Annotated in this window: 11 protein-coding genes; 2 read left to right on the plus strand and 9 right to left on the minus strand. The window is 71.1% G+C overall.

Features of this window, described 5'->3' with window-relative positions:
* Window positions 1–16: 16 nt before the first annotated feature.
* The 6 genes from ACNNMR_RS01070 to ACNNMR_RS01095 all read right to left on the minus strand — a co-directional run bounded on the left by ACNNMR_RS01070 (window position 17) and on the right by ACNNMR_RS01095 (window position 7,136).
* Window positions 17–838 (minus strand): carbohydrate ABC transporter permease, encoded by an 822-nt coding sequence (locus ACNNMR_RS01070; protein WP_419992552.1) that lies wholly within the window; start codon window positions 836–838, stop codon window positions 17–19.
* Window positions 838–1,746, minus strand: coding sequence for a carbohydrate ABC transporter permease (locus tag ACNNMR_RS01075; protein WP_419992553.1), 909 nt, complete (start codon window positions 1,744–1,746; stop codon window positions 838–840). Before ACNNMR_RS01075 ends, ACNNMR_RS01070 begins: the two co-directional genes overlap by 1 nt.
* The gene (locus ACNNMR_RS01080; RefSeq protein WP_419992554.1) at window positions 1,743–3,041 is read right to left on the minus strand and encodes an ABC transporter substrate-binding protein; all 1,299 of its coding nucleotides are present in this window, start codon (window positions 3,039–3,041) and stop codon (window positions 1,743–1,745) included. The genes ACNNMR_RS01075 and ACNNMR_RS01080 overlap by 4 nt, the downstream gene beginning before the upstream one ends.
* Before the next feature lie 141 nt (window positions 3,042–3,182).
* Window positions 3,183–3,692, minus strand: a complete 510-nt coding sequence (locus tag ACNNMR_RS01085; RefSeq protein ID WP_419992555.1) for a DoxX family protein — start codon at window positions 3,690–3,692, stop codon at window positions 3,183–3,185.
* Between the two features lie 115 nt (window positions 3,693–3,807).
* Entirely contained in the window at window positions 3,808–6,342 is a 2,535-nt protein-coding gene (locus ACNNMR_RS01090) for an FtsX-like permease family protein (RefSeq protein ID WP_419992556.1), read from the minus strand.
* Window positions 6,342–7,136: an ABC transporter ATP-binding protein gene (locus ACNNMR_RS01095; protein ID WP_419992557.1), complete on the minus strand. Its 795-nt coding sequence runs from the start codon at window positions 7,134–7,136 to the stop codon at window positions 6,342–6,344. Before ACNNMR_RS01095 ends, ACNNMR_RS01090 begins: the two co-directional genes overlap by 1 nt.
* 138 nt (window positions 7,137–7,274) lie before the next feature.
* Here ACNNMR_RS01095 and ACNNMR_RS01100 point away from each other — a divergent pair, with 138 nt between their 5' ends.
* Entirely contained in the window at window positions 7,275–8,636 is a 1,362-nt protein-coding gene (locus tag ACNNMR_RS01100; protein WP_419992558.1) for an FAD-binding oxidoreductase, read from the plus strand.
* Window positions 8,637–8,646: 10 nt separating this feature from the next.
* On the opposite strand, the gene ACNNMR_RS01105 is transcribed toward ACNNMR_RS01100, so the two are convergent.
* Together ACNNMR_RS01105 and ACNNMR_RS01110 are read right to left on the minus strand one after the other, a co-directional pair.
* A complete protein-coding gene (locus ACNNMR_RS01105) occupies window positions 8,647–9,297 on the minus strand; it encodes a hypothetical protein (RefSeq protein ID WP_419992559.1) in 651 nt (216 codons plus the stop codon).
* A gap of 148 nt (window positions 9,298–9,445) precedes the next feature.
* On the minus strand, window positions 9,446–10,114 hold the full coding sequence (locus tag ACNNMR_RS01110; RefSeq protein WP_419992560.1) for a TetR/AcrR family transcriptional regulator: 669 nt from the start codon (window positions 10,112–10,114) through the stop codon (window positions 9,446–9,448).
* A gap of 54 nt (window positions 10,115–10,168) precedes the next feature.
* Between ACNNMR_RS01110 and ACNNMR_RS01115 the strand changes: the two genes are divergently transcribed.
* A complete protein-coding gene (locus tag ACNNMR_RS01115; RefSeq protein ID WP_419992561.1) occupies window positions 10,169–11,095 on the plus strand; it encodes an alpha/beta fold hydrolase in 927 nt (308 codons plus the stop codon).
* Here ACNNMR_RS01115 and ACNNMR_RS01120 read toward each other — a convergent pair.
* Window positions 11,080–12,255: a serine hydrolase domain-containing protein gene (locus ACNNMR_RS01120; protein ID WP_419992562.1), complete on the minus strand. Its 1,176-nt coding sequence runs from the start codon at window positions 12,253–12,255 to the stop codon at window positions 11,080–11,082. The two genes, ACNNMR_RS01115 and ACNNMR_RS01120, sit on opposite strands and share 16 nt — an antisense overlap.
* Window positions 12,256–12,300 lie beyond the last annotated feature (45 nt).

A 12,300-nucleotide genomic window follows, 5' to 3' on the forward strand; every position in this document is an offset into this window, starting at 1 on the left:
GCGGCTGGCCTTTCGGTTATTTGACCGCGCCCGCGGCGATGCCGCGGGTCAGCGTCCGCTGGAAGATGAGGAAGAAGGCGATGCTGGGCAGAATGCCGAGCAGCGAAGCGGCGTTGGTCATGGTGGCGTCCATGTCCCGCTGTCCCTGCAGTACGCCGAGGGCGACGGACACGGTCTGGACGTCGTTGGAGACGAGCATGACCAGCGGCAGCAGGAACTCGTTCCAGGTCCAGATGAAGAACAGCACCATGAGCACGCCGATGGTGGGCCGGCTGACCGGCACCACGACCCGCCACAGCACCTGCCACTTGCCGGCACCGTCGATCCGGGCGGCCTCGATGATCTCCCGCGGGAAGCCGGAGAGCACGGAGGAGAGCAGGTAGGTGCCGAAGGCGGACTGGACGACGGTGAAGACGATGATGACGCTGAGCCGAGTGTCGTAGAGCCCGGCCTCCTTGGACAGGTAGTAGATCGGATAGACCAGGGACTCCTGCGGCAGCATGTTCGCCAGCACGAAGAAGGCGAGCACCCACGGCCGCCCCTTGATCCGGCCGATGCCGATGGCGTACGCGCTGAGGACGGACAGGACGACGGCGAGCACCGCCACTGAGCCGGAGATCAGCACGGAATTCCACAACTTCTCGCCGAAGTTGACGCGCTCCCAGAAGTCGGTGAGGCCGTCCAGATAGACGCCGTCGGGGAGACTGAGCGGGCCATCCGAGGAGTATTCGTCCGGCGACTTGATCGCATTCATGGTGACGACAAGGAACGGCAGCACCATAAAGAGCGCGCCGAGCACCATTGCCGCGAGCACGGGATACTTCCTGACGGCGGTCATCAGGCCTCGTCCTCCGCTCGGGTCTGCAGGCGGAGCGCGAGGACGGCCAGCACCATGATCAGCACGGTGAGGACGGTGGAGACCGCGGCCCCGTATGACACCTGGAAGTTCTCGAAGAAGTTCTGGTACGCGAAGTACGACGGCACGTTCGTGGCCCCGCCGGGTCCGCCGCCGGTGAGTACGTACACCATGCCGAAGGCCTTCAGCGCGGCGATCGTGCACCACAGCAGCACCACCGCGATCTCCGGGCGCAGCTGCGGCAGCGTCACGTGCCAGAACCGCCGCCACCAGCCGGCCCCGTCCAGCTCCGCCGCCTCTCCCAGAGCCGGGTCCAGGCGCTGCAGCCCGGACATGAAGATGACCAGCGGGAAGCCGATCTGCACCCAGACCATCACGGCCATGACGCTGTACAGCGCCCAGTCCGGGTCGCCGAGCCAGTCCTGCTGCAGGCTGTCCAGGCCGATGGCGCCGAGGAGCTCGTTCAGCGAGCCGTTCTCGGGGGCGAGGATCCAGCTCCAGACGATGCCGGCGACCGCGATCGGCAGCACCTGCGGCAGGTAGAAGCAGGCCCGCAGCACCGACGCCCAGCGGGCGCCCGCATGCTTGGCGACGACGTCGAAGAGCGCGGAGGCAAGGACGAGGCCGACGGCGGTGGGCACCGCCGCCATCGCCACGACCATCGCCAGGCTGTGCCGGAAGGACTCCCAGAAGTCCTCGTCGCCGAGGAGCTTGTCGTAGTTCTCCAGGCCCGTGAACTCCGGGGTGCCGACGCCGGACCAGTCGGTGAAGCTGATCCCGGTGTTCATGACGAACGGCACCACGATGACGACGAGGAACGCGAGTCCGCCGGGGATCAGATAGAGCGCGTACGAACCCTCGGCGCGGGGGCGACTGTTGTTACCCCTCACTCCTGCAGCACATTCTCGTCGTACTCGGCCTGCAGCGACTTCAGCACGGCGGCCGGCTTCGCGCTCTGCGTGATGAGCTTCTGGACCTCGGAGGCGAGGGTGTCGTAGAAGCCGTTGGCGGGCCAGTCGGGGTAGAAGGCGAGGCCGTCGCTGCCCGCCAGCTCGTCGTAGCGCTCGATGAGCTTCTTGGCGCGCGGCTGGGTGATGGCGGAGGCGTCGGCGGCGACCGGGACGCCGCCGGCGTTGCCGAGGGTGTTCTGGATCTTCTTCTTCATCGTGATGTCGATGAAGTCGTACGCCAGCTCCTTGTTGTCGGCGCCCTCGGGTACGACCCACAGGTTGCCGCCGGAGCCGAGCGTCTGCTTGCTCTCCGGCCACATGAAGGTGTCCCAGTCGAACTTCTTGATCTCGGCGTCGAAGCGGCCGAACCACCAGCTGCCGGAGAAGAACATCGGGTGCTTGCCCTGCATGAAGGAGACGCCGGTGTCCTCGGCCTTGCGGCCGCTGGAGTTCTTGGCGATGTAGCCCTTGTCGACCCAGTCGGCGAAGGTCTCCGCGGCGTACGTCCAGGCCTTGTCGGAGAAGTCGGTCTTGCCCTTCATCTGGAACGACTCGACCCAGGACTGGTCGGCCTGGGACAGGGCCAGCTGGTAGACGTACTGCTGGGCGACGTACTCGGCGCCGCCGTTGGCGAACGGGGTGAGGCCGGCCTTCTTGAAGGCGGCGAGGGCCTTCTCCAGCTCGGCGACGGTGGTCGGGACCTTGACGCCGTGCTTCTTGAAGAGGTCCTTGTTGTAGTAGACCATCGTGTATTCGGCGTAGTTGGGCACCCCGTACCAGTTGCCGGAGCCCATGACGCCGTTCTTGTCGTAGCGGCTGGTGACGGCGACCGTCGGCGGTATCGCCTTGTCCCAGCCGCGCTTCTTCGCCTCGCCGGTCAGGTCGGTCAGCAGGCGCCGCTTGGAGAGCTGTCCGGTGGTGGCGTTGCCCTTGTTGTACTCGAGGAGGTCGGGTGCCTCGTTGGAGTTGAGCACCTGGGGCGCGGTCTTCTGGATCTGCTCGAAGCCCTTCGACTCGAACTCCACCTTGACGCCGGGGTGCTTTTTCTTGAACTCGGCGATGGCCTGGGTCCAGGCCTTGCCCATGGCGCTGTCCGGCGTCTCGTAGTGCCAGAGCCGCAGCGTGTCCGCCGACCCCGCGTCATCGGAGTCACCACATGCGGCGAGTGTGCCCGCCCAGAGGGTCCCCGCCAGGGCCGCCGCCAGAAGGCGGACCCTTCTCCGTGCCATCAACATTGCCTGCCTCCGGGAGTGTTGAGCATCCTGCGTCGAAGCGCTTCGACGAAAGTTAGGGATGCACCGGCAGTAAGTCAATGTCGTTAACAAAACGCGTGCCGACGGATCGGTGCCGTCGGCTCAGCTATCGGTGCTGTCGGCTCAGCTCTCGGAGGCAGCCGGCTTCGGCCGGTAGAACACCGCGAGCAGCGCCGCCGTGCCCGCGACGCCCGCGCCGAGCGCGATCCCGGCACCCGCCCAGTCGGTGACCGCGATGCCGGCCGCCTCATCCAGGGAGGCCTCGCCCGGCCCGAAGGCGGCGAGCGCCACCGCCACCAGCGTCAGCACCAGGACGTACTCATAGCCGTCCTTGAAGACGAAGAAGCCGTTGCGGCGATGCGCGAGCAGTCCAGCCACCAGCATCACGCCGACGACGGCCGCACACGCCAGGGGGGTGCCGAGGCCGACCACGAGCAGGGCGCCCGCGCCGATCTCGGTGAGCACGCTGAACCACGCCTGCAGCCGCGGCTTGCTGAGCCCGAGCCCGGCGAACCACCCGGCCGTGCCCTCGATGCCGCCCTTGCCCCGCCAGTGATTCCAGCCGTGCACCAGCATCACCGCGCCCAGGCCCACTCGCACCAGCAGCAGCGCCCAGGTCTCCGCGTCAGCCACTCCGTCCCCTTTCTCCGCGGGCGGGCGCCCGCCGCGCCCATCGCGCGGGGCCATTGCCCCACACTCGCCCGCAATCATCAAGGGGCCGGGACCGCCGAATCTGACGGAGCATCAGCTACGGGGCCACGGTCGCCTCCACCGGCCGCGCCCGCAGCGCGACCGACGCCGGGAGCAGGATGGTCACGAACGTCAGCGCCACCGCGGACCCCACGATCGCCAGGTAGATCCACCCGGGCCCGCTGGGCAGCACCGACCCGTCCAGCGCCATGCCGAACGGGATCAGCGCCCCGGCGGCCACCCCACTCCCGAGCACGATCCCGGCCACCGCCGTCACCAGCGCCTCCACCGACATCATCCACAGCACCTGCGCGCGGGTGGACCCGATCAGCCGCTGCAGCGCGAACTCGTTCCGCCGCTCGGCGGTGGCCACGATCAGCGAGTTGACCAGGGCAATCACCGCGTAGCCGACCACGACCGCGGCGATCAGATAACTCGCCACCCGCCCGGTCTCCTCGCCCTCCGCATGCGCCACCTTCGCTTCCGTACGGTCCGCGACGACGACTCCCGGCACCCCGCCGGCCGCCTTCCGCACGGCCGCCGTCAGCTCGGCGGCCGGCACTCCGGGCTTGGCCTTCACCAGGATCTGCGGCAGCACGCCGTCGGTCGTACGCGGCAGCAGGGCGCTCGCGGGGACCATCGCGTATCCGAAGCCGCGCGGCGGGTTGAAGGACCCGACGACCTTCATTGTCGACGCCTCGCCGTTGCCCCAGCGCAGCCGCACCTCGTCGCCGACCTGCTTGCCGCGGTCGCGGAGCATGCCCTCGGGCAGCACGATGCTGTTGCCGGTGAGCCGCCCGTAGTCGCCGCGCACCGCCGGGTGCGCGATCGTCTGCCGCGCGCCCGATCCCGTGACTCCCTGCAGGTCGAGTTCGGTCGGCTCGACGCGGCCCCCGTCCAGCTGCGTCTCCAGGCGCGCGGCGCTGGGCACCGAGGCGGACGCTCCGGCGACCTCCGGCAGGCGGGAGAGCCGGTCGACGAGCGACGGCGGGAGGGCGCCGCTCTGGGCGCTGACGACGGCATCGGCCTTGAGCCCCTCCGCGAACATCCGGTTGCTCGCGTCGTCCTGAGTCGTCTGCAGATAGATGAGCGCCGTGGCCAGCCCGGTCGCCAGCATGATCGGGATGACCGCCGAGGCCAGCCGCACCTTCCGTACGGACGCATTGAGCATCGCCAGCTGCCCGGAAAGCCCGGTCACCCAGCCGACCGGCCACCGCAGCAGGGCCGCCAGCCAGCGGCACAGTCCCGGCGCCACCAGGGCGATCCCGACCGCCCACAGCATTGCCGAGGGCGCGGCCGTGCTCGCCGCGACCGGCCCGGACATCACCGTCGCGGTCACGATCGCCAGCGCGGTCGCCCCGCCCAGCGCCAGGATGGCCAGGATCACGCGGATCGGGCTGACCCACCGGCTCTGCAGCGTCGCCTCGGCCATCGCCTCGGTCGGCCGGACCCTCGACACCCGGCGCGAGGCGACGAACGCGGCGACCAGCCCCGCGACCAGCGTCGCGCCGAACCCGGCGAGCTGCGGAATGCGGCCCATGCTGAAGACCATCTCGCCGGGAATCAGGTCCTGCCCGACCAGCACGTCGTGCATGAAGCGCCCGAACGCCCGCCCCGGCACCAGCGACAGCACGGCCGCGAGCAGCGCGGCCACCGCGGTCTCCGCCATCACCAGGCGGCGCAGCTGCCCGGGCGTGACCCCGGTCGTACGCATCAGCGCCATCTCGCGGCGCCGCTGCTGCACCAGCATGGCCACGGTGCTGCCCACGACGAAGACCGCGACCAGGGTGGCGAGGCCGCCGAAGGCGCCGGCGAGCGGGATCAGGTTCTGCCTGCCGGTGATCGCGTCGGGGAACTCGGCGGTCCCCCGGTCGTCGCCGTGCAGCACCCGGGCGCCCCGGTCGCCGACGGCCTCATCGATCGCGTCGGCGAGCTTCGCCGTTTCAGCGCCCGGAGCGGCGAGCTCTCCGATGTCGTCGATCTTCCCGGGCCGGTCGTACAGCCGGGCGGCCTCCGCGTCGGTGAACAGCAGCGCGGATTCGTCGGCGCTCGCGCTCTCTGCGATGCCGCTGACCCGGAAGGCGTGCGGGACGCCGCGCACCGACGCCCTGAGCCGCTCCCCCGGCCGTACCCCCAACTCCCGTGCGGTCTCGCTGTCCACGACCACGTCACCCGCGGCAGTCGGCTTGGCGCCCGCGACCATCTTGTACGGCGCGAGCGACGCACTCGCCCACCCATGCCCGAACGCCTCGACCGGCCGCCCGCCCAACGCGGTGATCGGGACCGTGACATCCGGCACGGCCTTCGCCACGCCCGGCACCCTCTCGACGGCGTCCACCAACTCCTCGTCCAGCAGCACCCGCTCCGTCATCGGATCGGTCGCGTTGCCGATCGCCGTGCCGGGGTAATCCTGGCTCCCGGTCACCACGACCGGCGCCGCGGCCAGCCGCTCGGCCCGTACGTCCGCCCGGATCCCGGTCTCCAGCAGCCCGCCGCAGCCCTGGACGACGACGGCGCCGACGAAGAGGGCGACCAGCGAGGCGAGAAACCCGCCCTTCCGGAACCGCAGGGTCTTCAGCGCAAGCCGCAGCATCAGCTCACCCGATCCGCGCCGACGGGCTGCTGTCTGCGGGCCCAGGCGCCGAGTTGGGTCATACGGGCGGCCACCTGCTGCACGGTGGGCTGTTCGAGCTCGGCGCTCACCCTGCCGTCGACGAGGAACACGACGCGGTCGGCGTGCGCGGCGGCCACCGGATCGTGCGTCACGATCACCGCGGTCTGGTCGCCGGTGTCCACCGCCGCGCGCAGCAGCCCGAGGATCTCCAGTGCGGTCTCGGTGTCCAGGGCGCCGGTCGGCTCGTCCCCGAACAGCAGCACAGGGCGGGTGACGAGCGCGCGGGCGATCGCGACCCGCTGCTGCTGCCCGCCGGAGAGCTCGCCCGGCCGGTGCTTGCGGCGGGCGGTGAGCCCGGTGCGCTCGATGACGTCGTCAACCAGCCTGCGGTTGGGCCGTTGACCCGCCAGCCGCAGCGGGAGCGTCACATTGTCCACCACATTCAGCGCGGGCAGCAGATTGAAGCTCTGGAAGACGAACCCGATCCGGTTCCTGCGCAGCTTCGTCAGCGCGCGTTCCTTCATCTCCGTCAGATCCTGGCCGTCCAGGAAGACCCGCCCGGAGGTCGGCCGGTCGAGCAGCGCCGCGCAGTGCAGGAAGGTGCTCTTGCCGGACCCGGAGGGCCCCATCACCGCGGTGAAGGTGTGCCGCCGGAAGGCGAGCGACACCCCGTCGAGGGCCGCCACACGCGCCCGCGAACGCCCGTACACCTTGCGGACGTCCTCCAAACGCAGCAGCTCGTCCGTGGGCGGGCGCTCTGGATTGGCGCGCATGCGGCTCTCCTGGGGTGTCGGGTAAATCGACACTAAGGATCAGTACCGCCCCGGAACATGGAGCTGCCCCTACCTTCAATACGGTGGACAACCCGCCGAATTGCCGCCAGCCTTCCGTTGACGTCAAAGGGGGGCGCCATGCCAGGCAAGATCGAAATCGCAGGTCAGCTGCTCCGTGCCGGGGATGAGGGCTACGACCGGGCGCGGGCGGTCTGGAACGCCATGGTCGACCGCAGACCGCGCCTGATCGCGCGCTGCGTCAGCGCCGACGACGTGGCGGCGGCGATCCGCTACGGCCGGGACCACGGCCTGGAAGTCGCCGTCCGCTGCGGCGGCCACGGCATCCTCGGCCCCGCCGTTCCCGAGGACGGCCTGATGATCGACCTCACGCCGATGGGCGGCGTCCAGGTCGACCCGCGGACCCGTCGCGCCCGCGTGCAGGGCGGCGCCCTCCTCGGCGCCCTCGACCTGGCCGCGCAGGAGCACGGCCTGGCCACCACGGCGGGCAACGTCTCGCACACCGGCGTCGGCGGCCTCACCCTCGGCGGCGGCATGGGCTGGCTGGCCCGGCAGTACGGGCTCTCCTGCGACAACGTCGTCTCCTTCGAGATGGTGACGGCGACGGGGCAGACCGTACGGGCGAGCGCGCAGGAGAACCCCGAACTGTTCTGGGGGTTGCGCGGCGGCGGCGGGAACTTCGGGGTGGTGACCGAGTTCGAGTTCGCGCTGCACCCGGTGGCGGGCGAGGCACTGCTGGCGGACTTCTTCTTCGAGCTCGACGAGGCCCCGGCGGCCTTCCAGGGCTGGCGCGACCTCAACGCCACCGCCCCACGCGCGGCCACCTTCACCGCCTGGGTCGGCGACAAGGACGGCCGCCCCCAGGCGAGCGTCGGCCTGGTCTGGGTGGGCGATCCGGACGAGGGACGCAAGCAGCTACCGCCCCTGCGCGCACTGGGCCGCCCGGCCTCCGAGCAGGTCAGGGAGCTGACATACCTCGACCTCCAGCGGATGGACGACAGCATCGAGGGCCACACCCTGCGCCGGTACTGGAAGGGCCAGTACTTCACCGAGCTGCCCGACGCCGCGATCGAGGCCTTCCTGCTGCGCGGCACCCCCGACGGCCGCGGCGAGGGGCTGCCTTCGGCGAGCCTGCAGGCGTACGGCGGCGCCATCGCCGACGTCCCCCTGCAGGACACCGCGTTCAGCCAGCGCGACGCGCTCTTCGAGTTCGTGGCAGCCGCCCGCTGGGACAACCCGGCAGAGGACGAGCCCCGCATGGCCGCCGCCCGCCGCTACGGCAAGACCCTGGCCCCCTTCGCCAGCGGCGCGTACGTCAACGCACTCACGGACGAGGGAGCCGCGGGCGTCACGAGCGCGTACCGCACGGAGCAGCTCTCCCGGCTGACGGCCTTGAAGGACACCTGGGACCCTGACAACGTCTTCCACCTCAACCACAACATCCGGCCGTCCAAGGAATCCCTCAAGGAACCCCCTCTGTGACGGAGTTCGACTAGGTCATCGTCGGCGCCGGCCCCGGGGTGCGTAGCGACGACGTCCTCGACCACCGGCTCCGCGTCCGCGGCGGCACCGGCCTCCGCGTCGTGGACGCCTCGGCCTGAGCCACGCGAGCGCCGGCCGCCGAGCCGCCCTGGCGGCGGATGCGGTACGAGGCGATCGCGACCACCCCGAGCAGCGGCCCCCACAGCACCAAGGGCGCGTACGCCAACGTCATCACCCAGAACGCGGCGCCGTGGGGCGAGGTGGCGGCGCCCATGTTCTCCGCGGAGGTCCAGCCGACGACGCCGAGGATGCCCGCTGCGGTGAGGACGGTCGCCGCCGCGATCGCCGGCAGAAAGGCCGCAAGCGGCGGTATCCGCCGGCCGCCCAGCCGGGGCACCCACGCGGGCACGGCCTCGCCCCAGCGCTGCACCAGTCCGAGCGTCAGCAGCGCGAGCGCCTCCGCGAGCAGGCTCAGCACGACCATGTACGCGGCGAACTCGCCCGAGATCTCACTCGGATGCAGCCCGGACCCGACCGCGAACCCGGTCGGCACCCCGGCCGCCATCGCCAGCCGCCACACCCCCGACGGCACCGGCGTGAGCGCGGCGGTGTGCGCCAGCACGCGCAGCCAGCGGGGCGGAGGGCTTGAGGTCTCGGTCATGTGATTCTCCTTCGGCGATCGGCCAACGATCCGTTACGGCCCCCACGTTGCCGCCGCCCCGCCCCATGCCGCGTCAGCCCACAAGTCGCACCAGGTCAACTTCTGGTTTGACAGCAGCCGGGCCCACGTAAGCCGGAAAGCTGACCCGTCAGCCGAGGAGACCGGTGAGCACCCGCCGTACCAGCCGCTCGAAGAGGTCCTCGACGGGCGGCGCCTCGGCCGCGTCCGCCATGGTCGCCGCGAGGGTCGGATGGTGGCCCGCGGCGGCGGCCTGGGCCAGGTAGGCGGCCTGGGCGGCGCGGCGGCCGGAGGCGGCCTGACGCCCCTGCAGCTCGGTACGGGCGAAGATCGTCACCTGGGCGCTCAGCAGGCCGATGGCCTCCAGCTTGGCCTGGCCCGACAGCGGCGACGGCGCCAGCGCGCGCAGGGTGTGCTCGAGGTAGTCGAGGCCGCGCGGGCCGAGGCGCAGCGGCTCCGGGGGTACGTCGAGGACCCAGGGGTGGCGCAGCTGCACGTCCTTGGTGCGTACGGCCAGGGCCACCAGGTCATCCACCGGGTCGCCGGTCAGCGGGACGCCGAGGTCGATCTCCCCCGCGACGGCATCGCTCATCAGGTCGATGAGGTCGTCGCGCCCGGCGACGTACCGATAGAGGGACGCCGGGCCCGTGCCCAGCTGCCCGGCGACCCGGCGCATCGAGACGGCCGCGAGCCCGTCGGCGTCGGCCAGCTCGATGGCGACCGCGGTGAGCTGGGCGCGGCTGTGTTCGGGGGCGGGGCCCCGGGCACCCCGCTCAGGGCGCGTCCAGACGGTGTCCATGGCGTACACTCTATTACTGCGAACGCTATTCGCAGTATCTGGAAAGGGATCACCATGAGCACGTCGTCGACATCGCAGTGGACCCAGGTCCGCTGGGCGCAGAACGGGCAGGTGCAGCTCGCGTACGACCAGTGGCGCCCCGAAGCCGGCGGCGAGCCGCTCCTGATCGTCACGGGCCTGGGAGCCTCCCGCCGGCTGATCCCGGACGGGCTGTGCGAGGCGCTGGCCGCGCACGGCTTCGCCGTGGCCCGCTACGACAACCGGGACGCCGGCGAGTCCACGCACCTGCCGCCCACCGCCACCAAGAACCCGATCACCTCGCTCTTCCGCAAGCGCGGCGAGGCCTACACCGCCGAGGACATGGCGGACGACGCGATCGCCGTCCTGGACGAGCTGGGCTGGGAGTCAGCGCACCTCTTCGGCCAGTCACTCGGCGGCGCCGTCGCCCAGCGGATCGCGCTGCGGCACCCCAGCAGAGTGCGCACGCTGACGTCGATGTCCGCGATCCCCGGCGACGCGGCGGGCATCGGCACGCTCAAATACATCCGCACCGGCACGCTGTCGAAGTTCGCCCGCCTGAAGTTCCCCGACACCCGGGAGGGCGCCGTCGAGGCCAACGTCGCCGTCGCCCGGCTGCTCGCTTCCCGTAACCGCCCCTTCGACGAGGCGGCCGCCCGCGAGGTGGCCGAGCGCGTCGCCGACGCCGGTGTGTACGACGCCGAGGCGCAGAGCCGCCAGATCGGCGCCCAGTGGAGCGGCCCGAAGATCACCGAGATCACGGTCCCGACGCTGGTGCTGCACGGGGCGGACGACCCCCTGATCAAGCCCGCCGGCGGCAAGCGCACCGCGGCCCGTATCCCAGGCGCCCGCCTGAACGTCCTCGCCGGCGTCGGCCACGATCTGCCCGACCGGGCATGGCAGGACATCGCCGACGCCATCCGCGAGTTGGCCGAGGGATACGCGCGTCAGCCGCAGGTCTGACAGAGAGCGGTGTGCACCGCGGACTCCATGTCGTCGCTCTGCGCGTCGGAGCTGCCCGGCCCGAGGTTCACCATGACCGTCGCCTGCCGGCCCTCGGTGGTGGCACCGGCCATCGTCTCGAAGCCGAGGAAGTCCCCGGTGTGCCCCCAGTAGTGGCCACCGCACGGCAGCGGCTTGCGCTCCAGGCCGAGGCCGTACTCCCGGCCGTCCGAGCCGCCCGTCGGCCGGGTGGTCATCATCTCCCGCAGCTCGGCGGGGCGCAGCAGCTTGCCGCCGACGAGGGCGCCGAAGAAGCGGTTGAGGTCGGTGCCGCTGGAGATGATCCCGCCGGCCGTGCCGCCGACCGTGGGGCTGACCGCGGTGACGTCCAGGAGCGGCGCGTCGGGGCCCGGCTGCGCGTATCCGCGCGGGTGTGGTCCCGGGATCTCCGGGGAGTCGACCGGGACGGACGTCTCGCGCAGGCCGAGCGGCTTGATGATGCGCTGCTGGATCTCGTGGGCGTACGAGTTGCCCGTCACCCGCTCGATGATCATTCCGGCGAGCAGGTAGCCGGTGTTGGAGTAGTCCCAGTCCGTGCCCGGCTTGAAGACCGGAGGGTGTTCGAGGGCGAGCTTCACCAGGTCGCGGGGGTCGTGCTCGGCCAGCGGGTCCGCGACGACGTCCTGCGGCTTGAGGTAGTCGAGGAAGTCGGGCAGGCCGCTGGTGTGCTGGAGCAGCTGGCGGACGGTGATCTTGCGCCCGTCATTGCCGTGGCCGCGGACGACGCCGGGCAGGTAGCGCTCCACGGGCGCGTCGAGGTCGACGCGGTGCTCACCGACCAGTTGCAGCATGGCCGTCGCGGTGAACGTCTTGGTCATGCTGCCGATCCGGAATCTGCTGTCACGGTGCAGGGGCGCGTTGCTTTTGATGTTCGCGACGCCGCTGGTGAGCACCGTACTGCCGCGCCGGTCCCGCACTTCGGCGAGAGCGCCCGGCGCCCCGTCGACGGTGGTCAGCCGGTGCAGCAGGGCGCGCAGCCGGGCGTCGTCGTCGTGCCTGGCCGAGTCGGCGGCGATCGATCCGGTGGTGGCCGCGGCGGTGCCCTGCAGCGTGCCGCCCGCGACGCCCAGTGCCACGGCCAAGGTGAGTACGCTGCCCAGGGTGCGCTTGTGCTTGATCACGTGGTCATCCTCATTCGTCGCGGCCATCAGGTACGGCACAGCCGA

It is taken from the genome of Streptomyces boninensis (assembly GCF_048572725.1).
Taxonomy (GTDB): Bacteria; Actinomycetota; Actinomycetes; order Streptomycetales; family Streptomycetaceae; genus Streptomyces; species Streptomyces boninensis.

Excerpts from the sequence above, each read along its gene's own strand:
- ACNNMR_RS01105 (WP_419992559.1), bottom strand. The coding sequence starts at position 9,297 with ATGACCGAGACCTCAAGCCCTCCGCCCCGCTGGCTGCGCGTGCTGGCG.
- ACNNMR_RS01070 (WP_419992552.1), bottom strand. The coding sequence starts at position 838 with ATGACCGCCGTCAGGAAGTATCCCGTGCTCGCGGCAATGGTGCTCGGC.
- ACNNMR_RS01100 (WP_419992558.1), top strand. The coding sequence starts at position 7,275 with ATGCCAGGCAAGATCGAAATCGCAGGTCAGCTGCTCCGTGCCGGGGAT.
- ACNNMR_RS01080 (WP_419992554.1), bottom strand. The coding sequence starts at position 3,041 with ATGTTGATGGCACGGAGAAGGGTCCGCCTTCTGGCGGCGGCCCTGGCG.
- ACNNMR_RS01095 (WP_419992557.1), bottom strand. The coding sequence starts at position 7,136 with ATGCGCGCCAATCCAGAGCGCCCGCCCACGGACGAGCTGCTGCGTTTG.
- ACNNMR_RS01110 (WP_419992560.1), bottom strand. The coding sequence starts at position 10,114 with ATGGACACCGTCTGGACGCGCCCTGAGCGGGGTGCCCGGGGCCCCGCC.
- ACNNMR_RS01090 (WP_419992556.1), bottom strand. The coding sequence starts at position 6,342 with ATGCTGCGGCTTGCGCTGAAGACCCTGCGGTTCCGGAAGGGCGGGTTT.
- ACNNMR_RS01115 (WP_419992561.1), top strand. The coding sequence starts at position 10,169 with ATGAGCACGTCGTCGACATCGCAGTGGACCCAGGTCCGCTGGGCGCAG.